This window comes from Occultella glacieicola (assembly GCF_004353825.1).
Lineage (GTDB): Bacteria > Actinomycetota > Actinomycetes > Actinomycetales > Beutenbergiaceae > Occultella > Occultella glacieicola.
The window spans coordinates 410,854-434,717 of the sequence record NZ_SMNA01000004.1; the positions used below are offsets into that span (position 1 = coordinate 410,854).

Consider the following 23,864-nt stretch of genomic DNA (forward strand, 5'->3'; position numbering starts at 1 on the left):
TGAGGAACCCACGTGATCACCCGTCAGGAAACGTTCCAGGTCGTCGTCTGCGGCGGCGGGCTCGCCGGCGTCAGCGCCGCCGTCGCCGCCGCCCGCCTCGGCCTCTCGACCGTGCTCGTCCAGGACCGTCCGGTCCTCGGCGGCAACAGCTCCTCCGAGGTCCGGGTGGTGCCCCGCGGCTCCGCGAACTACCACGGGTACGCCAGGGAGACCGGGATCATCGGGGACCTGCTCGAACAGGAACGCCTGCTCAACCACGAGGAGATCTTCGAGAACGGCTTCACCAACAGCGTCTGGGACCTGACCATGTACGACCTGGTCGAGCGGACCCCCGGGCTCGAGCTGCGGCTGAACACCGCCGTGCGCGAGGTGAGCGTCGCCGACGACGGCCGCATCGACGCCGTCGTCGGCTACACGGCCAGCGCCGAGACCGAGACGACGTTCCACGGGCAGGTGTTCGTGGACTGCACCGGCGACGGCGTGGTCGCCGCGCTCGCCGGTGCCCCGTGGCGGATGGGCACCGAGGCGCGCTCGGAGTTCGACGAGCCGCACGCCCCGCTCGAGGCCTCCGACGACGTGATGGGCAACTCCATCCACATCAAGACCAAGGACGTCGGCCGTCCCGTGGACTTCACGCTCCCGGACTGGGCGGTCAGCTACGACGACGCCGCGTTCTTCTACAAGGGCGGTCGCAAGCCGTCCACCCTCAAGGGCGGGTACTGGTGGATCGAGATCGGCGTCCCGTGGCACACCATCCACGACGCCGAGACGATCCGGCACGAACTGACCCGGCACGCCCTGGGTGTCTGGGACTGGGTCAAGAACAAGGACCCCAAGCTGCGCGAGCAGGCCCGCACCTACGCCCTGGACTGGATCGGGCAGGTCCCCGGCAAGCGGGAGAGCCGGCGGATCATGGGCCAACACCTGCTCACCGAGGGCGACCTGATCCGCCCGGAGCCGTTCGCGGACGAGATCGCCTACGGCGGCTGGAACATCGACCTGCACACCCCCGGCGGCCTGCTCGCCGCCACCAGCGAGCCCACGGCCGCGGAAGGACATGAGACCACCGCACCGGCCGCCGTCGCCGCCTACGTCGGCCCGTTCGGCGTGCCGCTGCGCTCCCTGATCGCCCTCGAGGTCCCGAACCTGCTGATGGCCGGGCGCAACGTCTCCGCGACCCACGTGGCCCTCGGCTCCGTCCGCGTCCAGGCCACCACCGCGATCATGGGCCAGGCCGCAGGCACCGCCGCGGCCGTCGCCGTCCGGGACGGTGTGCCCGTGCACGAGGTCGCCACCCGGTCGATCGACACCGTCCAGCAGCAGCTGCTGCGCGACGGCGCGTTCCTGCCGAGCGTGCGCAACACCGACGCCGAGGACCTGGCCCGCCGGGCCCGGGTCAGCGCCTCGTCCACGGCACTCACCTACGGCGCGGGGCCGAAGTCCGTGGGCGTGGACGGCGGGCTCGCGAACCACTCCAAGCCCACCGGCGACCCGCTGGCTGAGGTGCGCGGGCAGTGGATCGCCGTCGAGGTGGGCGCCGGCGCCCCGGGTCTGCGTGAGGTCGCGGTCTGCCTTTCGAACTCGTCCGCCGCGCCGCGCACCCTGGCGGCGACCCTGCGCGCCGTCGACCACATCTGGGACTACCGGATCGACGACGCACCGGCCCTTGCCAAGACGGACCTGGTGGTGCCGCCGGGCGAGCGCGTCTGGGTGCCGTGGGAGATCGACCTGGCCGCCGCGGAGCTGGGCGCGAGCGCGGACGGCGACGTGCGCTACGTCCGCCTCGACCTGGACGCCGACCCGCAGATCTCCTGGCACCGCGCCGGCATCGTGGTGCCCGGCTGCCTCTCGGCGGTGCGGATCAGTTCGGGGCGGATGCGCCGCTATCTGGACGCGATCACCCTGTCCCACCGGATCGACCCGCCGCAGGCCGCCTACCCGGCGTCCGAGGTGCTCACCGGCGTCACCCGGCCGCACCGTTCGACGAACCTCTGGCGCTCCGACCCCGCGCAGGTCATGGACCAGTGGGTCCAGTTGGAGTGGGACCACCCGCAGCCGATCGGCCGGATCGAGCTGACCTTCGCCGGCAGCCTGCTGCGCGAGTACGACCGGTACCCGCCCGGCTACCGCGACCCGCAGACCGTCCGGGCCTACTCGATCGAGGTCTCCGACGGAGAGGGTGAGTTCCGCCGGGTGCTGACGGTGGAGGAGAACGCGAGCCGCCGCCGCCAGCACGACCTGCCCGAGCCGGTGCAGGCCACGAGACTGCGGCTCGTGGTGCACGCGACGAACGGCGACCCCGCGGCCGCCGTCGCCGAGATTCGGTGCTACGTGCGGTAGCCGCTTGCTGGACGGTGCTGGGCGGCCGGGGCCGGGAGCAGACGCCGTGCAAGACTGCTCCCGGCACCCGCGGTCGACGACTCGCACCCCACCACGAGAGGCTTGCCGATGATCCCCGAGGACCTCGCGCTCTGGCGCCGCCTGCAGGATGCGGGCACGTCGAACCCTTGGTCGGAGGCCCTGCGGCTCCTGGCCGACGACGAGCAGCCGCCGGCACTGGACACCAGCTACCTGACCGCCGAGGACCTGGCGAACCCCGACGTCGCCGCCAACGTCCGGGCGATCGCGGAGACGGCCGCGCTGATCACCTGGGTCGCCCAGGACGAGGACGAGGGCCAGGCGTTCGGCTACTGGCGTGGCCCGAACGACATCCCGCTCGCCGAGGCGGCCGTCGTCAGTTTCGACACCGAAGGGCAGTTCCACCTCCTCCGGGGAACCAGCCTCAGCGAGGCGCTGAGCGACGAGTACGGCCAGTGGGCCGACGACGGCTACCCCGGCGTGGTGGCGCAGTGCCGGGCCCAGGGCGTCACGATCAGCGCCGACGACCCCGACGACCTCCCCGAACCCACGGTGTCGCCGACCCCCGCGGAGCACCACGTCGCGCGCTGCCGCGACCTGCTCGCCGGCAATTGAACGCGGAGACCAGCGCCGTGAGCGACGAGATCCTCGAGGCCACCCCCGAGCAGGTCGTGGCCGTGATCGAGCAGATGGTGGACCTGCCGTGGCCCGACGGCGACGACTGGCTCGAGTGGGAGCTCGACGGGATCGAGGGGCAGACCAGCTGGCTCGCGCACCTGCTGCCGCTGGCGGCCACCACCGACGCGGCGGCCCTGGCGGCGTTCACCTCGGCCCTCACCACAGTTGCCAACCGGCGCTGGGGTGCGCGCCGTCGCTTCGACGCGACCCGCTTCACCGACGGCAAGGACACGGCCCCGTCGGATTACGACCGGCGCAGCGCACCGGCGGGCCTGGTGCGATCCCTCGGCGCCGACACCGCCTCGTGGTGGCCGCTCGGCAGCGACGCGGTGGTCCTCATCGACGGGTCGCGGGCCGCGGCGGAGCAGAAAAAGGCCGCCGTGCTCGTGCTCCCGGCGCAATGGCTGGCCGGGCCGGGCGCCGAGGAGGAGGCGCTGCGGTCCCCGCTCGTCGAGGACTTCCTCTCCGGCGAGCAGTCCCGCATCCTGCACGCGGTGTGGGCGGTCGTCGAGACCCGCGATCCCGAGATCCTCGCGCCGTTGGCGCTGGCGTTGCCCGCCCTGGAGAAGGCGACCGCGAAGGTCGACCTCGGCGGCATGCTCATCTCCAACAACGCCAACCTTGACCACGCCTTCCACCGGATCGACCTCTTCCGCACCGGCGCGTGCCTGTGCGCGGCCTACCCCTCGCACCAGCGCTACGACGTCGAGAACGAGGAACGCCAGGGGCACATCCGGGTCGTGGACACGGTCCCGAACGAGCGGCAGTGGGAGCCGGACCGCATCTGCGAGTGTCGCGACTGCGGCAAGCGGTTCCAGGTCGAACAGGGGGAGTACCACTACACCTGGTGGAAGTGGACCGTGGCGCCCGCCCGCCCTCGACGCTCCTAGCAGCGATGGACCCGAGCCGCCCGTCGCGGCCCGGGTCCACCGGTTCTGGGGAGGGCGGTCGGCCCTGCGCGATGTCCACACGACCCGACAGGAACGAGTCGTGCAACTCGAACGGTGCCCGGGACGGTGTCGGCCGGCGGGGCCACCTTCCGCGTCACGGTCACCCCAGCGTCGCGGCGGGGCGTGCTGGAGGGGGCACTCAGGTACTCGAGGTCACCGTCGGACGGGCATCCCCGCAAACGCACCCGGCCGACCTCGTCGGCCGGCTGGCGCGGGCGTCGCGAAAGGACGCGGAGGCCTGACGGCTCCGCCTGGTCATCAGGCGAGGAACGGCCCATGGTGCTCGGCGGACCGGACGCAGGTCTGAGTCTGGGCCGCGCACCACTCGCGAGCGCACTGGGCCGACCGAGATCGACGTGCCACGATGGCGACATGCCCGCCACGATGCGCGACGTCGCGAAGCTCGCCGGGGTGTCGGTGAAGACGGTCTCGAACGTCGTCGCCGACACCTACCCCTACATCCGCCCCGAGACGCGCGCGCGGGTGGAAGCCGCGATGGAGGAGCTCGGCTATCGCCTCAACGTCACCGCCCGCAAACTGCGCACGAACCGCACCAACCTCATCGGTCTCGCCCTGCCGGAGCTGCGGCTGCCGTACTTCGCCGAGCTCGCCGACGAGGTGATCCGCAAGGCCGCGGAGGTCGGGCTCAAGGTGATCGTCGAGCAGGTGGAGGCCTCCGAGCACGTGGCGGTCGAGAGCCTGGTCGGCTCGCACACCCACCTCGTGGACGGGGCGATCGTGGCGCCGGTGGGGCACGGTGACGTCCTCTCGAGGTCCACTCCGCCCGGCTTCCCGGTGGTCGTGCTCGGCGACCACCGGATCCGGGACGACGTGGACCAGGTGTTCCTCGCCAACGCCCGCGGCGCCGAGCTCGTCGTCGAGCACCTCGTCTCGCGGGGCGCTCGCCGGATCGTGGCACTCGGCGCGGACCGGGGCACGTCGGTCGGGACGGCGGGGGAGCGCACACGGGGATACCTGAGCACCCTGGCGCGGCACGAGATCGAACCGGACGACCAGCTCATCCGGCCCACCGACGGGTGGAGCAAGGCGGACGGCGCCGCGGCGGTCCGGGACCTGGCCGCCGAGGGCGTCGAGTTCGACGCCGTCTTCGGCTTCAACGACACCCTCGCCCTCGGGGCGCTGGCCGAGTTGCTCCGCAGCGGCCGCCGGGTGCCCGATGACGTGCAGGTGATGGGCTTCGACGATATCGAGGACGCCCAGTACAGCGTCCCCGCACTGAGCACCGTGGCCGTGGACCGCGCCCAACTGGCCGAGCTGGCGGTGAGCATCCTCGTTCGCAGGCTGCGGACCGAAGACGGTGGCGCCGGTCCGGCGCGCGACGAGGGGGGCGACGGCGCACCTCGCCTCGACGGGGTGGCGTCCGTCGGGGAGGGCGTTCGTGCGGGCGAGGCCGCGGAATCCGCCGCCCGTGACGCCATCGAGGTGCCCCCACGCCTGGTGCTGCGCGACTCCACCAGATGACGGGGATTGACCCGGCCCACGCGATGCGCATATTCTCGTAGTACAACGGTGTACTACGAGTTTGACGGAGGGTGATGAACGCGATGCTGCGTCCAGACGTCATGACCCGCCCGCGTAGTGCGATCCCCAGGGAGTTGATCGCGACCGCCGTTCGCTGACCCGGAGGCCAACTCTCCGATTCCTGAATCACGCCGTAATACACCGATGTACTACCGCAGATCCCCGAAGGAGAATCAGATGTCCACCACCCCACAGCGGCGCCGCCACGGAGTGCTGATCACCGCCGCCGTCGCCCTCACGCTCGCCGCCTGCTCCGCCGGTGCCGGCTCCGGCGACGACAGCGATGGCGGTGACGGCGGCACCACCGCCGTCACCGTCTGGCACGGCTTCACCGAGGCCGACGGTGACGTGGTCGCCCAGCTCGCGGAGGACTTCAACGCCTCCCAGGACGACTACGAGGTCACCATCGAGGTCAATCCGTGGAACGTCATCACGGACAAGCTGCTCCCGGCCATCTCGGCCGGGAACGGCCCGGACGTCGTGGTCCAACCCGCCGACGCGGGTGAGGGCTACGTGAACCAGGGCGTCTTCGTCCCGATGGACGACTTCTACGCCGATCCGGAGAACGAGACCGACACCTACTACCCGCACGTGGTCGATTACGGCACGTTCGACGGCACCCACTACGGCGTCCCGATGGCCTACGGCCCGTTCTCCGTCTGGTACAACACCGAGATGTTCGCCGCGGCGGGCATCACCCAGGAGAACCTGCCGACCACCTGGGAGGAGTGGATCGCCGTCGCCGAGCAACTCACCGTGGACGAGAACGGTGACGGCACGCCGGAGATCTACGGACTCGCCCTCGCCGACGCCGACGCCAGCTTCCTGCCGAGCTTCATCCAGGCCGGCGGCGGCTCGGTCTACACCGACGGCGAGGTCACCCTGGACACGCCGCAGAACGTCGAGACCATGCAGTGGTGGCAGGACGCCTACGAGGGCGGCTGGGGCCCGACCAACGTCGACCTGCCCGAGGCGGTCGACCTGTTCAAGGCCGGCAAGGCGGCGATGACTGTGATCGGCCCCTGGATCATCACCGGCGCCGAGAGTGTCGGCCTGGACATCGACGTCTTCGAGATGCCGGCCGGTCCCGACGGCATCGTCACGCAGGCCGCCGCGAACTACTGGTGGCTGACGTCCCAGGCGGACGAAGGGGCCACCGCCGGGGCGGAGGCCTTCCTGCGGTACTACAACTCGCACGACTCCCAGGTGCTCTGGGCCGAGCAGTCCTTCTACCCGCCGAACCGGACCGACGTCACCGCGGACGAGATCGCCGATACCCCGTTCGTCGGCACGATGATCGCCCACACCGAGAACGCCTACATCCGGCTGTACGGCCTGCCCGGTGGTCTCACCGACGTCAACGCCGAGCTCTCCACGCTGAACACCACGGTCAGCCAGGGCGGCGACCTGGCCTCCGCCACCACGGAGACCGCGGCAGCGATCACCGAGATCCTCTCCCGGTTCGAGTGACCCCAGCCCCATCCCAGGCGCCGGGCCGGCGAGCGCGACCGGCCCGGCACCCGGGGCCACCTTTGGAGACCTCATGACCAGCACTGCTGCCGGCCCTGCCTACCGGGCGCCCAGACGTCTCGGCGGCGGCGGCCGCCGCCCGGACAACTCCCGCCAGATCGCCACGCGCGAGCGGAGCCGGACGCTTCGGGCGACGGCGTTCCTCGCCCCCGCCGTCGCCGTGATCGTCGCGTTCGTGTTCGTCCCGGCGATCGTCGCGCTGCGGCTGTCCTTCACCGATGCCAGCGGGTTCGGCGAGGCGTCGTGGATCGGACTGGACAACTACGCCACCGTCTTCACGGACCCGGCCACCGTCCGCGCGATCGCGAACACCGTGCTCTACGCGGCGATGTACGGACCGCTCGTGATCGCCGTCGGGCTCGGCGCCGCCCTCCTGCTGAACCGCCGGGACGTGCCGCTGCGCGGGTTCTTCCGCACGATCATCTTCCTGCCGTTCGTCATCTCGATGGCGGTCGCCTCCCTCGCCTGGGCGTTCCTGCTCGACCCCAACCTCGGGCTGATCCCGTACTGGCTCGGCGGGCTCGGGATCCGCATGGGTGACGTGTTCGCGTCCACGACGTGGGCGCTGCCCGCCGTGACCGCGGTGGCGATCTGGAAGAACTTCGGGTACTTCATGGTGATCTTCCTGGCCGGGCTGCAGGGGATCCCGCGCTACCTCTACGAGGCCGCGATCCTCGACGGCGCAGGTGCTTGGCGCCGGTTCCGCGCGGTCACGCTGCCGGGTCTGCGCGCGACGATGACGTTCGTCATCGTGTTCGCGATCATCGGCGCCTTCCAGGCGTTCGACCAGATCTACATCATGACCCAGGGCGGCCCGGACCGGGCCACCGAGACGATCGTCTACCGGATCTACACCGACGGGTTCCGTGACTTCCGGATGGGCTTCGCGTCCGCGCTCTCCTACGTGCTGCTCGCGATCACCCTGCTGCTCGGGCTGATCCAGCTCCGGGTCGGCACCAAGCGTGAGCGGGACCTGGAGTGAGCGCCATGACCACCACCACGAGGCCGTCCACCCGGGCGAGCGAACCGGCACCACGTCCTCCTCGCCGAGCCCGCGGCGGCACCCGGGCCACCCGCGTGCTGCGCCAGTCCGGGGTGGTCGCCGGCCTCCTGGTCTTCGCCGCGCTCACGTCCTTCCCGGTGCTCGTGGTGGTGCTCGGAGCGTTCTCCCCGGAGTCCGAGGTGCTCTCCTGGCCGCCGAACTTCCTGCCGTCGCGGTTCACCCTGGACAACTTCGACGGCCTGGCCGCGCGGATCCCGATCGCCCTGCAGTCCTGGAACTCGCTCGTGTTCGCCGGCGTGGTCACCGCCTCCGCCCTGGTGCTGAACTCGCTCGCCGCCTACGCCCTCGCCCGGATCGAGTTCCGCGGCAGGATCGCCGTCTTCACGGTGCTCATCGCGATCATGATGGTTCCGTTCCAGGCGCTGCTGGTGCCGATCTACCAGATGGTCTCCGCGCTCGGCTGGGTGAACACGCTGGCCGGCCTGGTGATCCCGCGAGCCGCCGACGTCGCCGGGATCTTCCTGCTCCGGCAGTTCTTCATCACGCTCCCACGCGACTTGGACTCCGCCGCCCGGATCGACGGCGCCGGCGAGCTGCGGGTCTTCTGGTCGGTCATCCTGCCGAACGCGAAACCAGCGCTGCTGACGATGGCGTTGTTCCATTTCGTCGGGAACTGGAACGACCTGCTCTGGCCCCTGATCATGACGAGCGACTCCAGCGTCCGCCCGCTCACCGCCGGCCTCGCGCTGCTCACCGGCTCCGCGACCGGCGTGGCCCCGTACGGGGTGATGATGGCCGGCTCGCTGGTCGCCATTCTGCCGCTCGTCGTCCTCTACCTCCTCGTTCAGCGCCGCTTCATCGAGGGCGTCGCGATGACCGGGATGAAGGGCTGAACGATCTGCACCCGGGTGCGCTCCGCCGTCGCCCGGCGCCTGTCACCACCACGACCGAACGACGTAAGGATCAACCGATGACCTGGTTCCAGGACGGCCGACTGCACTTCGGAGTCGGCGTCGAAGACACGTTCGTGCCGCAGACCCGCGAGGGTGAGCGAGCGCTGGACGAGTACGACCTCACCGAGCACTACGAGCACTGGCACGCCGACCTCGGCCTCGCTGCCGAGGTGGGTGCCGAGTTCATGCGCTGGGGGATCCCCTGGTACCGGATCAACCCCGAGCCCGGCCGGTGGGACTGGAGCTGGCTGGACGCCGTGATGGCCCGGTTCGCCGAGCTGGGGATCCGGCCGATCGTGGACCTGCTGCACTACGGCACCCCGCAGTGGCTGGAGGGGGAGTTCGCCCACCCCGACTACCCGCAGCACGCCGCCGAGTACGCGGTCGCGGTCGCCGAACGCTACGCCGATACGGTCACCGATTACACGCCCGTCAACGAGCCGATGATCCACGCCCGGTTCTGCGGCGAACTCGGCTACTGGCCGCCGTACCTGACCGGCGAGGACGGGCTCACCGCTCTGATCGCCGCGGTCGCGGACGGGTTCGTGCGCAGCCAGCACGGCATCGCCGAGGTGCTCGGCGACCGAGCCACGTTCGTCCACGTCGACGCGACCACCCGGGTCGTCGGGGCGGTGGACGGCGAGCACGCGGAGAAGGTGCGCCTGCTCCGAAACCAGGCCTTCGCCGTCGAGGATCTCGTCACCGGGAAGGTACGTGACGGGCACCCGCTGCTGGAGCACCTGCTCCGGCACGGGATGGGCGAGGACCTGCTCGCCCAGCTCGCCGCGGACCCCGTCGCCCCGGACGTGATGGGCGTCAACTACTACCCGAGGCACTCGACGACCCTCGTCGAGGACGGCCCGTGGCCGGCGGGCGGGTTCGTGGAACCCTCACCGATCCGGGACGACGGCGTCACCGGCCTCGAGGACGTGATCCGCACCTACGCGGCGCGTTACGGCGCGCCGGTCGCGCTCACCGAGACGTGCGTCACCGCGTCCGAGGCCGAGCGCATCGCGTGGCTGGAGGACTCCGTGGCGCTCGCGCACCGCCTGCGCGCCGACGGCGTCCCCCTGGTCGGGTACACGTGGTGGCCCCTGTTCGACATGTACGAGTGGACCTACCGGCACGCGGACACGCCGCGCGAGGAGTCGTTGCTCACCATGGGGCTGTGGGACCTGGTGGAGTCGCCGTCGGGCCTGCTGCGGCGCCGCAACAGCGTTGCGGACGCGTTCGCGCGGCTGGCCACCGCCGATCGCGCACGCGTGCGCTGATCGTCCACCCTGGCGCCGGAGCGGGCCGCGCGCTCGGCCCCGCACGACGGCGGTGGACCCGAGCCGCCCGTCGCGGCCCGGGTCCACCGGTCTCTTCCGTGGGCGGTCAGCCCAGCGCGACCTCCACACCACCGGACAGGAACGAGTCGTGCAACTCGAGCGTGGTCGGGACGGCGTCGGCCGGGATGTCGAAGACGATCGTGCCCTCGACGGTGTTGCCCGGGTTGATCTCGGTGAAGAACGTGTCGTTGCCCTCGATCCAGATCCCGGCGGCGGAGTTCGCGGCGAACTCGCGCCCGGCGGCGTCGAACATCTGCTGGTCGCTGTCGGAGAAGTACTGCGGCGCCTCGCCGATGTTCGTCACGGTCAGGTGCACCAGCACGAACTGGCCCTGCGCCTGCTCGTTGAAGTACTCGCTGCCGACCTCGCTGACGCCGGCCTCGATGCCGGTCACGACGAACTCGAACTTGCCGTCCCGCACGGCGGTGCCGATGCCGGGCGCCGCCTCTACCGCGGGCTCGACGGCGGCCGGTTCCGTCGCGGCGGGTGCGGCCGGCTCGGTGGCGTCCCCTGCGGGTTCGGCCGGTTCGGCGGCGGCAGCGTCGGCCTCGTCGGCCGTGGGTGCCTGTGTGGTCGGCGCGCCGGTGTCGGTGGCCCCGCCGCTGGTGTCGCCGCCGCCGTTCACGGCGCCGATCACGATGCCGAGCAGCACCACGGCGCCGATCCCGGTCAGGATCTTGTGCCGCGCGAACCAGCTGCGCTTCGTCGGCTCGACCGGCGGCGGGACCGGCGCGCCGGAGCCGTACCCGCCCGGACCGACCGGGCCGTACCCGCCCGGCCCCTGACCGGCGGGACCGTACCCGCCCGGCTGCGCTCCGCCGTCGGGCGTTGAATAATGGACGGCCCCCTGCGGGGCGTAGGGCTGCTGGGGCGGCGTCTGGCCGCCGTGGTCGTTGGTGCTCATCGGAACCTCCAGGTTCGGGGAATGACCCCAGCCAACGCCGTCGGGCCGCACCGGCACATCGGCCGATCGCCTGGAGCCGGCTGGCCGATCGGGGGAGGGCCCAGTGGCTGGATCTGGCCGATCGATGGTGCCCGGATGTCGGCGCCGAACCCTACGGTGCGAGGTATGAGCGAGATGGCAGTCGGCGCGCGGCGTCCGCCGGTGTGGCGGACGGTGCTGCTCATCGCCGTGTGCATGTTCGCCTCGCTCACCTCGGCGGTGTTCTCCGAGTGGGGGCAGTCGTCGGGACAGAACGCGCTCGCGGCCTTCGGGGTCATCCTGATCGCCCCCGCGGTGCCGCTCGTGCTGCTGTGGCGACATCGTGCGCCGATGACGGTGGCCCTCGTGGCGGCCGGCTTGGCGATCCTGGTGCCGATCGGCGCGTCGACGGCACTCGTGGCCCTCGCCTCGCTGATCGCGCGCCGAAGCGGCAGGCGCGTGTGGTACGTGGCCGGCGCGGTCGCTCTGGCGCTGACCGTCACGGCGATCCGCGACCTGCTCGCCGAGACGATGGCGGAGTCGTTCCTGAAGACCCTCCTGGGCCCGTTGGATGCCCCGCCCACCACGGCGGTCACGCTGTCCTGGTGGGTGGTGCCGATCGCCGTGGCGGTCGCGCTGGTGCCCGCGATCGGGATCGGGCTCCTGCTCCGGGCCCGCCGAGCGTCCCGGGCAGCGGAGGAACGCGCCCAGGTCGCCGGGCAGCGGACCGAGCAACTCGGCGACGAGCTCGCCCGGCAGGTCGAGCGCGAGCGGATCGCCCGCGAGGTGCACGACGTGCTCGGCCACCGCCTCTCCCTGCTCAACCTGCACGCCGGGGCGCTCGAGGTGAACGCCCAGGAGAACGACGACCTCGCCCGCAGCGCCGCGCTCGTGCGCTCCAGCGCCGGCCAGTCCGTGGAGGACCTGCGCTCACTGCTGTCCGTGCTGCGTCAGGACCCCGGCGCCGACCACGGGCTGCCCGAGCCGTCCCTGGTGGACCTGCCAGGCGTGATCGACGAGACCGTTCGCACCGGCGTGCCCGTCAGCGCCACCGTCTACCTGGACCAGGCCGAGTCAGCGGACCCAACCTTGGCTCGCGCCGTCTACCGGATCGTGCAGGAGCTGCTCACGAACGCCCGCAAGCACGCACCCGGGCAGCAGATCCGCCTCGCCGTCACCGGCGGCCCGAGCAATGGCATCAGCATCGACGCCCGCAACCCCTACCGCCCGCCCGCCGGCGGGACGCCCGGCCGGGGCCTGCAGGGCATCGCCGAACGCGTCGAGCTGCTCGGCGGTCGCCTCCAATACGGGGTGGACGACGGCGGCGCCACCTTCCGCGTCACGGTCACCCTGCCGTGGCGGGAGGTCGGGTAGCGGAAGTCGCCACTCGCACAGCTATGGGCGGTGGTCGAGGCATCGATCGATGGCTGCGAGGATGTCACCGAAGCGCTCCGCACTGGACCGTGTCACAGGGCGACCGCGTCACGGTGGGCGCTCACCGCTACCTTGGTCGCGGATCAGCTCTCGTCGGCGCGTCGATGCTTCTGCTCCTCGATCTCCTCGAACGTCCTGAGCATGCCCTCGAACCGACGCCAACTGCCATCGTCCGGACGCTTGCTGTCGAGCACCCGCTCGAGCGGCGCCGCGTGCTGTTCGCAGAGGTCGAACTGGACCGTCCGGCGGCGCTGCGTGATGCCGTAGCGCGCAGTCGACCGACCCAGTTGGCCGCACATGTCGCACACGGTGATGCTTACCTCAGCCATCGATCAGCCCTCCAGGTGTCCTGTCCGACCGCCAAATGTAGCCGGGCGTCTGCTCGCCGTCTGGCACAACACCAAAGGTCCCAGGTGGTGGTCGTCGTGGTCGGTGACCAAAGCCGGACCGTAGTCTGGCTGCATGACGACCAATGACGAACTGGACGCTGCCGTCCAGCAGGCACACCTGGCGTTCCTCGAGGCTCGCAGGGTCGAACCGGGCAAGCGAGCCAGCTGGTTGGAGGCCATCGCCGACGCTCTGGACGCCGCCGCCGACGAGCTCGTGCCGCTGGCCCAGGCGGAGACCCACCTGGCGCAGGGGCGCCTGCAGGGAGAGCTGAAGCGGACCACGTTCCAACTGCGGCTCTTCGCCCAGGAGGTCCGACGCGGCGAGACCCTCGATGCCACGATCGACCACGCCGACTCCGACTGGGGCATGGGGCCGCGGCCGGACCTACGGCGGATGAACGTGCCCCTCGGCGTCGTCGGGGTCTTCGGAGCTTCCAACTTCCCGTTCGCGTTCTCCGTCATGGGTGGTGACAGTGCGTCCGCCTTGGCCGCCGGCTGCGCCGTGGTCCACAAGATCCACGAGGCCCACCTCCAGCTCGGGCTGCGCACCGGGGAGATCGTCGTCGCCGCGCTGGCGCAGGCCGGTGCACCCGGGGGGCTGTTCAGCGCGGTCACCGGCCGGGAAGCGGGCGAGCGACTCGTCGACCACCCGGCGACGCAGGCGGTGGGCTTCACCGGATCCACCAAGGTGGGTCTGATTCTCGCGGAGCGTGCGGCCGCCCGGCCCGAGCCGATTCCGTTCTACGGCGAGCTGGGCAGCATCAACCCCGTGGTCGTGACCCCGCAGGCGTGGTCCGCGCGCCGCCACGAGATCCTCACCGCCTACGTGGGCTCCTACACCCTCGGCATGGGGCAGTTCTGCACGAAGCCCGGGGTGCTGTTCGTGCCCGAACTCGACGAGGACGGCGCCCGAGTGCTCCGGGAGACCGTGGCCGGGAGCGAGTCTGCGCCCATGCTCACCTCCGGCCTGGCCGAGGGGTTCCTGCAGGCCCGCTCGGAGATGGCGCAGCGCGGCCTGACCGAACTCGTTGCCGGCGGGCAGGGCGACGCGCCTGCTCCCGCCCTCTTCACCACCACCGTCCAGGCCGCCGTGCAGGAACCGGACATCGTCCGTGAGGAGATGTTCGGCCCGGCCAGCATCGTCATCCAGTACCGGGATGAAGCCGAACTCCATCGTGGCGTCGCGCTCCTGGAGGGCCAGTTGACCACCACGATCCACGCCGAGCCCGGCGAGCAGGTCGCCGACCTGGTGGAGCTTCTGTCATCCCGATCCGGGCGGGTGATCTGGGATTCCTGGCCCACCGGCGTCACCGTCAGCTACGCCCAGCAGCACGGCGGTCCCTTCCCCGCCACCACGGCGCCCGCGACCACGTCCGTCGGCACCGCGGCCACCCGCCGGTTCATGCGCCCGGTCTCCTACCAGGGCTTCCCCGAGAGCTCACTGCCGCCGGCCCTGCAAGAGCGCAACCCCTGGGGCATCTCCCGGCGCGTCGACGGCGAGTGGCACCTCACCGAGCGGGGAGCGAAATGACCGCGTCCACCGAACAGGCCGATGCGATCCTCCCCACCGACGCCGACCACGCGATCCTGGTCGGCCGGGTCTGGGACCCCGAGACCGGCGGCCCCCGACCGGTCCGGGTCCACGGCGACGACGTCCACGACCTGTTCGACGTCGCCCCGACCGTCTCCGGACTCCTTGAGCGCGACGACGCCGTCGACGTCGTCCAGGCCGCTTCCGGCGAACCACGCTGGCGGCTGACCGACCTCGTCGACGCCTCGCTCGCCCAGGCGCAGGACCGCCCGCACCTGCTCACCCCGCTGGACCTGCAGGTGGTCAAGGCCTGCGGCGTGACCTTCGTCGACAGCATGATCGAGCGCGTCATCGAGGAGCGCAGCGCCGGCGACCCGGCCCGCGCCCGCCAGGTCCGCGAGACCCTCGCCGCGTCCCTGCACGCCGAGATCGACACCATCGAGCCCGGCTCGGAGGCCGCCGCCCGGGTGAAGGAGGTCTTCCTCGCCGAGGGCCTGTGGTCGCAGTACCTGGAGGTCGGCCTCGGCCCGGACCCGGAGGTCTTCACCAAGGCCCCGGTGCTCTCCTCGGTCGGCTACGGCGCCAGGATCGGCATCCCCGCGTTCTCCTCCTGGAACAACCCCGAGCCCGAACTAGTGCTCGTCGTCGACTCCCGCGGCCGCATCCGCGGCGCCACCCTCGGCAACGACGTGAACCTGCGCGACGTGGAGGGACGCAGCGCCCTGCTCCTGGGCATGGCCAAGGACAACAACGCCTCGGCCGCGATCGGCCCGTTCATCCGGCTGTTCGACGACGCCTTCACCCCGGACACCGTCCGCACCGAGCGGATCACCCTGCGGGTCGAGGGCGCCGAGGACGGCTACGTCCTCGAGGACGAGAACAACGTCGCCCGCCTGAGCCGGTCCTTCGAACGACTGGTCGAGGCCACCCACGGCGACCACCACCAGTACCCGGACGGCTTCGCCCTCTACACCGGCACCCTGTTCGCCCCCACCCAGGACCGGGGCGTGCCCGGCCTCGGGTTCACCCACAAGACCGGCGACCGAGTGACCATCGCCAGCACCCACCTGGGCACCCTGACCAACGAGGTGGCACCGACGGACACCCTGCGCCGGTGGGAGTTCGGCATCGGTTCACTGGTGGCGTACCTTCACCGCTCACTCACGGGCGGGTAATCGCCGGCGACGGCGGAACTCGCCTGGGTCGGTCCACGCACGGTTGTCGGGGTGGCCGCCTACGTTGGAGCCATGCCCCGACCGCACCGCGTACTCCTCGTCGACGACGACGCCCTGGTGCGCACCGGGCTGCGGCTGATCCTGGACAGCGCCGCCGACGTCGAGGTGGTCGGCGAAGCCGGCGACGGCGATGAAGTGATCACAGCCGTCCAGGCACACGCCCCGGACGTGATCCTCATGGACCTGCGGATGGCCCGGGTCGACGGCATCGCCGCCACAGCCGCCGCCCGGGCCCTCCCGAACCCACCACACGTGATCGTGTTGACCACCTGGGACGTGGACGACGCCGTGATGCGCAGCCTGGCCGCAGGTGCCGCCGGGTTCCTGCTGAAGTCCGCGCCACCGCTGGACATCATCCGCGCCGTGCGGGACGTGATGGCCGGCGACGCCGTGCTCTCCCCGCGCAGCACCCGCCAGGTGCTCGACCACCTGAGCCGCGACACCGCCGGCGCGGAACGACAGCGGGCCGCGGAGGCGATGGCCACCCTGACCGCGCGGGAGGGGGACGTGGCCATCGCAGTAGGCCACGGACTCTCGAACGCAGAGATCGCCCGTCGGTTGTTCGTGTCCGAGGCGACCGTGAAGACCCACCTGTCGGCCGCGCAGGCGAAGCTCGGGGCGCGGAACCGTGTGGATGTGGCGGTCATGGCTGAGCGGGCCGGCTTGCTGCGCTGATCTCTCCGGCCACGACTCTCAGTGGAGCTCGCGGCGACCGAAGTCACACCTCGTAAGACCCCGGATGTCGGTGCTCCCTGCCATGTTCAGTTTCAGCTTCAGCTTCATATGCAGCGCTCCGTTTCGGGATGTCGCTCCAGTCAGACAAGGACAACAGAATGACGCAGGGACCCATGCAGTCCGCGGCCCCCGGTTGGTACCCCGGTCCTGACGGGACGCAGCGCTATTGGGATGGCCAGCAATGGCTCGCCATTCCGCCGCCAGCGGCGGGCGCACCGCAGAGGAAATCGCCAGCTCGAATGGTGGCCCTGGTGGCGGGACCGATCGTCGTCGTCCTGCTCGTGGTCGTCGGGCTGCTCATCAAGGCGGACAGCGATCGAACCCAAGCTGCCGCAGAGCAGGCCGCGATTGAGCAGGCAGCAGCGGAGGAGGCCGCTTCCGCGGAAGCGGCTGCGCAGGAAGCAGCTGAGGAGGAGGCTGCGATCGAGGCGGCTGCCCAGGCGCAGGAGGACGAGGACAACGCCGAGCGCCGCGACCGTGAAGCGATGGTGCCTCAGATCGAGGCAAGCATCCAGACAATGGCTGAGGAGCATGTCGATGACGGGTTCCTCGAAGGTCCGATTCTCTCCGTGACCTGTTCGCCCGTTGGTGGGGGCTCTACGGATGACCTGACCCAACAGACCACGGTCTTCGATTGCTTTGTGGCGAACGAGGACAATGGAGATGGGACATTCAGCGGATACTCCTACAACGCCACCATGAATTGGGGAACCGGTCAGTTCACCTACGGGATGGGTGCCCCGTAACGAGCGGACGCCGGAGTAGGAAGGTGGCCGAAGTGGGCTCCCGGATCACTGAGGAGGACATCAACATGTTCACGGGCTGCTCATGTCACCTACTGGCCGCCGCTCTCGCGGCTCGAACAGGGTGGCCCATCATGCTTGTTGCCGACGTCGATGGGCGACTGGGCTGGTTCCACGCCGGCGTCCTCACTCCACAGGGAAGGTTGCTCGACATCCGTGGCGAGCACGACGAACACGACTGGCTCGATGAGTACGGGCCCATCGCAGACGCCTACGGCTACGACCTGCAGGTCGAGGATTACAGCTACGTGTACGACGGCGACTGCATTCAAGTGTGTCCCGCCACGGCGACCGCTTGGCGCGACGGCAGACTCGGCGAGGTAGTCGACTCAACGATTGCAGCACGCGAGGGCGAGCTGGTTGGGTCGGTCCTGGCAATGTGCAACGGTCGCATACGACACTCATGACCAGAACCCGGCACGATCGGACCGCCCCGGTCGCAGCTAGGAATCGCATGAGATCGGGCCAAAGAACGGGACGACTAGGGTCGGCTGCCGAAGCGCTCGAAGCGCCAAGAAAGGAGGTCGCGGCTTGGCCGGTCCCTCCGTCTGGGCGGAAGGTGGAGCCGCCGGCCATGCATCTCCTGGAGTCCGTGCTTCAACATCGGACCGTCGATCTCAGCGAGCAGGTCATGCGCGATGCGCACTTCATAGTCCGCTGTCACGCCGAGCATGTTCTGGTCGTACGCGGCGTGGTGAATCTTGCAGAGCGCGAGGCCGTTGTCGACGGTCGGCACGCCGCGTGCGTTGCTATCGGGAACGATGTGGGCGGCGTCCAGGAGTGAGCCGTGCTTGAGTTCACAGATCGCACACTGTGTCTCGTAGGCAACAAGGACGCGCGTCCGGAACGCTGGTTGGTGGAGTCGCTGCCGAGCGAGGCGGAGCGCGTACTCGCGTTGGGGAGTTGTGAGGTGTCTCGGGTTCGCAATGAAGGTGAAGGACTCATCGAGAGCGATAAGGAACTGTCGGTTCTCGGGTTCGTCGTCCACGACGTAGACCGGTAGAACCGGGGTGTAGATATTGGCGATCTCCTTGCGGAAGAGGATGAGTGGCATGCCCGTTTCCATCGCGTTTCGGAGCTTGCGATTGTCGCCTGACCAGGGATCACCCTTCCGATACGCGTAGTGGAGCAAGCCGTCATCAGACTCGGTGTCGTCGTATGGCCCGTCCGCGGCACTGACGATCGACAGTGTGCTCGCGAATGAAGCAGGATTCCGGATGCCGCGCGAATAGTCGATGACGGGGAGGCGCTCGCCGTTGAGATGGAAGTCGAGCAGTTCGTCGCGGAAGAGGAAGCCTCCGTTTTGTTCGGCGCGTTCGCGCACCCAATCCATGGTGCGTAGGCGTAGTGCAGCCTCGACGACGGAGTCCATGGCCGTACCTCACCAGAACCGGCGTCGGCGCGCAACCAGCCCTTCGTGATGCGTTCGTGGCTGCCAGGAGACCAGGCATTTGGACTGGCTCTGGACCACTTTCTTCGAGTGGAGTCCACTCCGAGCAGGGTCAGCTCAAGTCCTTCTCGACAAGCGAGCTCAGTCGCTTGACGGCGGTACCCGGAAGGCCCTGACCTCGATCCGGCCGCCGAGGGCCTTCGATGTGCACGCGGCCCAGTCAAGGGCGGTGCCCTCGCCGGCTACGTCGATCACCCAGAAGCCTCCGAGGTACTCGGGAGCCTCGACGAAGGGGCCGTTGACTGCGCTTAGCGACTCGCCGGTGTTGTCGACGGTGATCGCGCTCGAAGGCGGCATCAGCCCGCCGCGAAGGCGAAGGCGCCTCTCGACGTGAGTTCCTCGATGATCGCACCGGTGGCGGCCATTGCCGCCACGTGCTCGTTTCGGTCCATGGTCTCCATGGTCTCCATGGTCTCCATGGCGGTCGTATGGATCCATGCGCTCCTCGTCGTAGTGAGCGTGATACCAGAGCCGGTCGGAAGCAGAGCGGTCAGGAAGGCTGTGGCCTCCGGACCGAGGCAGGCAACCGGCGCGTTCGGGTCGACAGACTTCGGGGTGTCCACGTTGAGCAGTCGGAAGCGGCGCTCCGCGCCGTCGACGACGAGCGCAGCTACGACGACCTTGATGACAACTGACGAGGTGAGCGAGGGCACGGCGAGTCTTCCTGGACGCAGTGATGCCCCCCCAGTCCGGAACCTTATGGTCCGGACCACCGGGCGGGAGCGGAGGATGGGGCATCAGCACCCAAAGTCATGTGCGTACTGCAGCCCGCCGGTGTCAGTGGTGTGTCAGTACTCCGGGCCGAGGGGTGGGCACGGTCCCGCTCGAGGATCAGCTCGCGCCACTGGCGTCGCGGTAGAGACGCCTGATCGACTCATGTGGTGATCGCGTCGCCGCCGACCGGCGCTGGTCCCGCGGTCGCGCTGGTGCAGGACCGGGCGGGGCTCGCCGGCCCACGCTCGGGGCTGCTGCTCCACGCCGGTCCCCAATGTCTGCCTTACTGGTCGACACCCCAGGTGCGCGGGCGGATCACCAACAGCGGTCCGCCGATCGACCGTGGTTCCCGTGCGTGCAGAGGTGCATCTGCGCTATGAAGGCAGGCGTGGAGGTCATCAAGTATGCCGAGTATGTTGACTACGACCGCCGGCGGCAGGAGGCGAACACGGCAATCAACGCCATGTTGGCTGGGTGCCGGCTGGCGAGCCACTTCCTCGCCCTGACGCACGGTGCGACTCGACCCCTTGGTGAGATCTTCCCGAACATCCCGCGAATCCGGTTGTTCAACCTGCGTACCGACGTGGCCAGCGGTGTTCTGGATGACGCCGAGCACCATCTCGGGCTGATGGCGGTGCCCCTCGTCCAGGCCATACATGAAGACTTCGGCGTGGGCTGCCTCAAACTTCTCCGCTTATACGGTCTGATCTCGCGCGACGATTTCAAGAGCGCGAACGCAGGGAACCTTCATGACCGGTTCGAGAGCGCTGCCGGCACCAGTCTGGAAGGAGAGGCCAAGGAGATCTACCAACTGCTGAGGTTGCTGCGGAACTCCGTCGTCCATCGCGGGGGCACCGCAAGCCTAGGGGTCGAGGAGGCGTGCGAAGTCTTCTCGTCCTCGGCCTGGGCCCTATGGACGAAGGTCACTACCCAGGCCGCGCCCGTCTACGCCAAGGGTGAGGTCGTCCGCCTGGGATTCTCCGAGACGATCGCGGCACTCGCCGTCACTAAGCGCCTGGCCCGGCAGATGAATCTCGCCCTCGGTACGGCGCTCCCGCGAACCTTCTGGCTCGACCGGCTCATTACCGACTTCGTCAAACTGCGCGGCGTGCCCCCACAACCAGCTAAGCGGATCGAAGTCGCCCACCGACTGGGGCGGTTCAACTATGCACCGTTGGGCTTCGACCGTGGAGAAGTCGAGGCAGAGTTGCGCCTTCGCGGCCTGGTGCAATGATAGAAGAAAGAAAGAACGGGGCTCTACCAGTTGAGCTACATCGACTCGAAGCCGACGCTGGGACTCGAACCCAGATCTCCCGTTTGAGTGGAGGCTCAGGCTGCGAACCCGTAGACCCGAAGTCGCCTCCGAACAACTGCCGCTCACTCTACCCGACGACGGGCATCGAGTCCTACCCAGCGTGGCGGCGAGTTCGTGTTCACAGCAGTCCCCTGGTGCCGGTCGACCTGACGGCCCCGGCTCAGCTACCACTGGGTGCAGGTTGGCTGCTGCGATGCCTCGCCAACTCACTCCAACCGTTCCGGGGGTGGCCGCGCTTCGGTCACTGCTGGCAGTAGCTCTTTCCCATGGCTACTCGGATGTGTCCGGATACCAGGTGGTCAGATCGCCGCCCGGGGCGAGACACAAAGCCGAGGAGGCGGTCGCCGGGAAGGCCTCGGTCAGGCGGAATCGGTTCGTCATGCTCACCGACGCGACCAAGTCCATCACCCGCGAACTCGAGGTCAAAGCCCGGACCCTGGCCGGGATCAAGGCCTACGTCACGAACATTCCCGACCACACCCGACCTCGTGCCGCCGCCGACCCCCTACCGGCCGACCTCCGGCAGGATCCTCGAGGCCATCAAGACCCGAGCCGCTGCGCACTAACCTGGCCCAACTCAGGTCAACTAACTAGCCGGGCTAATGTCAACCGGAGCCAGAAGGGCACGGTCCCCCGGCTCCTGCACCGAAGGCTTCCCCTGGAGAGCGCGGGACATCACCCAACGAATGGGCACGATCGACACTGGCCTCCAGCGTCTGAAGAAGGACCGCGCAACCCTCGACGATGGCGAGTACGAAAAGCGGGTCCACTAACTAGCCGGGCTATTGTCCGAGACGTGGGAGCGCGTGACGTCGGAGATCGTCAACAAGGTGCACGACCGGAGCGCCTCGCAAGTGAGGTCGATGATGGTGCGGATGCTCGCCAGTATCACCGAGCAGGACCAGGTTTCGCAGTCTAGAGACACCAAGAGGCGAGGCCAAAGGCAGCCACAGTCACCCTCCTCTTCCGTGCCGGTCTGCTAGGCAGCGGCGGGCCGCACAAGGCGCCCTGCCGTCGGCTCAATCGTCCAGCCGTCGTCGATGAGCGCTGACGTCACGGTGCGCAGGTCTAGGTCGGCCACGCTCCATCCGCTGCGCAGAGCGTGTCGCAGGAGCTCGAGGTACAGGTGGCTCGGCGTCGGCACTCCCTTGCCGGCAAGCTCGCGGCCAATTACCGCGACTTCTTCGCTGCTGGGGTCAATGAGCGACGCCTCAGCATTCTCGGCCTGGACCATCGTGAGCACGAGGTCGAGCGTGGCTACGTGCTCGAAGCCCGACGCGAGACCCTTCACGGATCGCTGGCCCTTGTTGAGGATCACGATGCGCTCGGGCTCGATTTTCAGACCCGCCGCGGCGACGGCACGCTGCACGAGTGCCCAGACCTTGCCTGACGAGTTTCCGAAGACCATCGAGACGCGGCCACCCGGTTTGAGGATCCGCCGGCACTCGCGGAGCGCATCGGTGAGTAGTTGCTCGTAACGCCCAGCGGAGCGCTTCGTCCCCGTGCTGCGGTCGATGACGGCTTCCTGTGTGACGTCCGTGAAGCCATCAAGCCAGCCCTCCTGGAAGAGGGCCATGTCGGCGTAATACAGGTTCGACCCGAAGGGTGGATCGGTGAAGACGTAGTCAGCGCTGGCGTCAGGGATACTCAGGGCCGCTGCGCTCTCAGTGACGTACTCGGACACTGCATTGTCAGCGTCCGAGCCATGCGCGAAGGCGCGGTCCCGGATCCACTCATCCGCGCGAGCGACCGAGACGACCTTGCGCTCAAACAGCTCGAGGACATTCCACTCATAGAAGATCGGGGCGATGTAGTAGTTCGCGTTCGCGGCGTTGAGCGGGCGCTTATGTGACCACTGGTAACGCTTGCTCGCGCGCGTCAGCGTCGCGGTGAACGCGAATAGGAGCTTGCTCGACAGCGACGCATTCTCGACCTCACGGATCTGCTGCCGTAATGCAACGAGCGCGTGCAGGTTCCGAGGCGAGTAGAACGAGGCGACGGTGGTGTGCCCGCTTTTGCCGAGCGCGGAGGCTCGGTACATCTCGCGGTCGGGCGTGATCTCTACTCGGGGGAAGTCAAGTACCTTGGTCGGCAGCTCAGGCGCCGACCGGGCGGGCTGCTCGCGCTGCTTGGACGAGCAGTCACACGAGACATAGTCGACCACCGGTTCTTCGCCGACGCGGTCGAGCCTGCTGGTGATCGCGGCAGCGCAATGCGGGCATTGCATGTTCGACTTCGACCACTTGGCAGCTTCGAGCGAGCGGTGGAAGTTGACCGGCTCGTGGCACGAGCCGCACTCGACCAGCACGCTCCAGACGGTCTTGGACAGTCGCGCTTCACGGCCGCAGTTGTCACACGGCACTGAGTAGAGCGAGCCGACCTCAGCCTCGGCGCCCTTGAGTGCCTTGGTCCCTGCCGCTTGCAACTCCGTGCCGTCAACGAGGTTCACATAGTTCGACCCGATGTGCCGCCCGAGCACGGAGATGTCAGAGAGGCGCGAGCTGCGCCCGGTGGCGATCGCCGCCACGCCCGTCATGCCGGAGCCAGCAAACGGGTCGACGACGAGGCCACCGGGCGGGCAGTAGGCCTCAATGAACGGCGTAATCCCAGGGACGGGCACCTTGGTCAGATAGGCGTGCGCCATGTAGACGGGGTCGCCCCGCCCTACCACGATCTCTTCGGCCATCTGGCTGATGCTACTCATAGTCTGTAGACCCATCGTCTGCGTAGTCCTAGCTTCGGTTCATCATGATGCACGAAGCCGACAAGGCGATGGATCTTGTCCACAGGGCTGCGTTCGGTGACCGTATCCGTGAGCTGCGCCACGCCGCCGGCTTGTCCCAGGAGGAGCTCGCCGAGGCTTCGGGACTCCACCGCACCTACATCTCTTCGCTCGAACGCGGCCAGCGCAACGTCGGGCTGGACAACATCCACGTACTCGCGGGTGCGCTGGGCGTCACTGCTTCCACGCTACTCGAGGACGCCTGACGT

At 69.2% G+C, this 23,864-nt stretch carries 22 protein-coding genes; 16 read left to right on the forward strand and 6 right to left on the reverse strand.

Going from position 1 to position 23,864, the window contains the following annotated elements:
• Positions 1 to 12: 12 nt before the first annotated feature.
• From EXU48_RS09830 to EXU48_RS09865, 8 genes are all read left to right on the forward strand, one after another.
• Entirely contained in the window at positions 13 to 2,340 is a 2,328-nt protein-coding gene (locus EXU48_RS09830) for an FAD-dependent oxidoreductase (protein ID WP_133107465.1), read from the forward strand.
• 108 nt (positions 2,341 to 2,448) lie between these two features.
• The gene (locus EXU48_RS09835) at positions 2,449 to 2,973 is read left to right on the forward strand and encodes a hypothetical protein (RefSeq protein WP_133107466.1); all 525 of its coding nucleotides are present in this window, start codon (positions 2,449 to 2,451) and stop codon (positions 2,971 to 2,973) included.
• Between the two features lie 17 nt (positions 2,974 to 2,990).
• Positions 2,991 to 3,926 carry a hypothetical protein gene (locus tag EXU48_RS09840; protein WP_133107467.1) on the forward strand — a complete coding sequence of 312 codons (936 nt, stop codon included), beginning with the start codon at positions 2,991 to 2,993 and terminating at the stop codon, positions 3,924 to 3,926.
• A 432-nt stretch (positions 3,927 to 4,358) separates the two neighbouring features.
• Positions 4,359 to 5,468 carry a LacI family DNA-binding transcriptional regulator gene (locus EXU48_RS09845; protein WP_165962747.1) on the forward strand — a complete coding sequence of 370 codons (1,110 nt, stop codon included), beginning with the start codon at positions 4,359 to 4,361 and terminating at the stop codon, positions 5,466 to 5,468.
• Positions 5,469 to 5,705: 237 nt separating this feature from the next.
• Positions 5,706 to 6,998 carry an ABC transporter substrate-binding protein gene (locus EXU48_RS09850; RefSeq protein ID WP_165962748.1) on the forward strand — a complete coding sequence of 431 codons (1,293 nt, stop codon included), beginning with the start codon at positions 5,706 to 5,708 and terminating at the stop codon, positions 6,996 to 6,998.
• A 73-nt stretch (positions 6,999 to 7,071) separates the two neighbouring features.
• The gene (locus EXU48_RS09855) at positions 7,072 to 8,040 is read left to right on the forward strand and encodes a carbohydrate ABC transporter permease (RefSeq protein ID WP_133107470.1); all 969 of its coding nucleotides are present in this window, start codon (positions 7,072 to 7,074) and stop codon (positions 8,038 to 8,040) included.
• A 5-nt stretch (positions 8,041 to 8,045) separates the two neighbouring features.
• Positions 8,046 to 8,954 (forward strand): carbohydrate ABC transporter permease, encoded by a 909-nt coding sequence (locus tag EXU48_RS09860; RefSeq protein ID WP_133107471.1) that lies wholly within the window; start codon positions 8,046 to 8,048, stop codon positions 8,952 to 8,954.
• A 77-nt stretch (positions 8,955 to 9,031) separates the two neighbouring features.
• The gene (locus tag EXU48_RS09865) at positions 9,032 to 10,285 is read left to right on the forward strand and encodes a family 1 glycosylhydrolase (RefSeq protein ID WP_133107472.1); all 1,254 of its coding nucleotides are present in this window, start codon (positions 9,032 to 9,034) and stop codon (positions 10,283 to 10,285) included.
• 106 nt (positions 10,286 to 10,391) lie between these two features.
• On the opposite strand, the gene EXU48_RS09870 is transcribed toward EXU48_RS09865, so the two are convergent.
• The gene (locus tag EXU48_RS09870; protein ID WP_133107473.1) at positions 10,392 to 11,249 is read right to left on the reverse strand and encodes a DUF4352 domain-containing protein; all 858 of its coding nucleotides are present in this window, start codon (positions 11,247 to 11,249) and stop codon (positions 10,392 to 10,394) included.
• Between the two features lie 165 nt (positions 11,250 to 11,414).
• On the opposite strand from EXU48_RS09870, the gene EXU48_RS09875 reads away from it, so the two are divergent.
• Positions 11,415 to 12,641: a sensor histidine kinase gene (locus tag EXU48_RS09875; protein ID WP_133107474.1), complete on the forward strand. Its 1,227-nt coding sequence runs from the start codon at positions 11,415 to 11,417 to the stop codon at positions 12,639 to 12,641.
• A gap of 143 nt (positions 12,642 to 12,784) precedes the next feature.
• Here the strand turns inward: EXU48_RS09875 and EXU48_RS09880 are convergent, their stop codons facing one another.
• Positions 12,785 to 13,030 (reverse strand): hypothetical protein, encoded by a 246-nt coding sequence (locus EXU48_RS09880; RefSeq protein WP_133107475.1) that lies wholly within the window; start codon positions 13,028 to 13,030, stop codon positions 12,785 to 12,787.
• A 133-nt stretch (positions 13,031 to 13,163) separates the two neighbouring features.
• On the opposite strand from EXU48_RS09880, the gene EXU48_RS09885 reads away from it, so the two are divergent.
• The 5 genes from EXU48_RS09885 to EXU48_RS09905 all read left to right on the forward strand — a co-directional run bounded on the left by EXU48_RS09885 (position 13,164) and on the right by EXU48_RS09905 (position 17,801).
• Positions 13,164 to 14,621, forward strand: coding sequence for an aldehyde dehydrogenase (NADP(+)) (locus EXU48_RS09885; protein WP_133107476.1), 1,458 nt, complete (start codon positions 13,164 to 13,166; stop codon positions 14,619 to 14,621).
• Positions 14,618 to 15,796 carry a fumarylacetoacetate hydrolase family protein gene (locus tag EXU48_RS09890; RefSeq protein ID WP_133107477.1) on the forward strand — a complete coding sequence of 393 codons (1,179 nt, stop codon included), beginning with the start codon at positions 14,618 to 14,620 and terminating at the stop codon, positions 15,794 to 15,796. Before EXU48_RS09885 ends, EXU48_RS09890 begins: the two co-directional genes overlap by 4 nt.
• A 72-nt stretch (positions 15,797 to 15,868) precedes the next feature.
• Positions 15,869 to 16,531, forward strand: a complete 663-nt coding sequence (locus tag EXU48_RS09895) for a response regulator (RefSeq protein WP_133107478.1) — start codon at positions 15,869 to 15,871, stop codon at positions 16,529 to 16,531.
• A gap of 158 nt (positions 16,532 to 16,689) precedes the next feature.
• Positions 16,690 to 17,337, forward strand: coding sequence for a DUF2510 domain-containing protein (locus EXU48_RS09900; RefSeq protein ID WP_235856939.1), 648 nt, complete (start codon positions 16,690 to 16,692; stop codon positions 17,335 to 17,337).
• Between the two features lie 32 nt (positions 17,338 to 17,369).
• Positions 17,370 to 17,801, forward strand: coding sequence for a hypothetical protein (locus tag EXU48_RS09905; protein ID WP_133107479.1), 432 nt, complete (start codon positions 17,370 to 17,372; stop codon positions 17,799 to 17,801).
• A 74-nt stretch (positions 17,802 to 17,875) separates the two neighbouring features.
• On the opposite strand, the gene EXU48_RS09910 is transcribed toward EXU48_RS09905, so the two are convergent.
• From EXU48_RS09910 to EXU48_RS25015, 3 genes are all read right to left on the reverse strand, one after another.
• Complete coding sequence (locus EXU48_RS09910) at positions 17,876 to 18,766, reverse strand: HNH endonuclease (protein WP_133107480.1); 891 nt, start codon at positions 18,764 to 18,766, stop codon at positions 17,876 to 17,878.
• A gap of 159 nt (positions 18,767 to 18,925) precedes the next feature.
• A complete protein-coding gene (locus tag EXU48_RS25010; RefSeq protein WP_235856940.1) occupies positions 18,926 to 19,141 on the reverse strand; it encodes a YciI family protein in 216 nt (71 codons plus the stop codon).
• Positions 19,141 to 19,497, reverse strand: coding sequence for a thermonuclease family protein (locus EXU48_RS25015; protein ID WP_235856941.1), 357 nt, complete (start codon positions 19,495 to 19,497; stop codon positions 19,141 to 19,143). Before EXU48_RS25015 ends, EXU48_RS25010 begins: the two co-directional genes overlap by 1 nt.
• Before the next feature lie 449 nt (positions 19,498 to 19,946).
• Between EXU48_RS25015 and EXU48_RS09920 the strand changes: the two genes are divergently transcribed.
• Positions 19,947 to 20,792 carry a hypothetical protein gene (locus tag EXU48_RS09920; protein WP_133107481.1) on the forward strand — a complete coding sequence of 282 codons (846 nt, stop codon included), beginning with the start codon at positions 19,947 to 19,949 and terminating at the stop codon, positions 20,790 to 20,792.
• Positions 20,793 to 21,852: 1,060 nt separating this feature from the next.
• Here EXU48_RS09920 and EXU48_RS09930 read toward each other — a convergent pair.
• Positions 21,853 to 23,559, reverse strand: a complete 1,707-nt coding sequence (locus EXU48_RS09930; RefSeq protein WP_207947682.1) for a DNA methyltransferase — start codon at positions 23,557 to 23,559, stop codon at positions 21,853 to 21,855.
• 62 nt (positions 23,560 to 23,621) lie between these two features.
• Between EXU48_RS09930 and EXU48_RS09935 the strand changes: the two genes are divergently transcribed.
• Positions 23,622 to 23,861, forward strand: a complete 240-nt coding sequence (locus tag EXU48_RS09935) for a helix-turn-helix domain-containing protein (protein WP_235856942.1) — start codon at positions 23,622 to 23,624, stop codon at positions 23,859 to 23,861.
• Positions 23,862 to 23,864 lie beyond the last annotated feature (3 nt).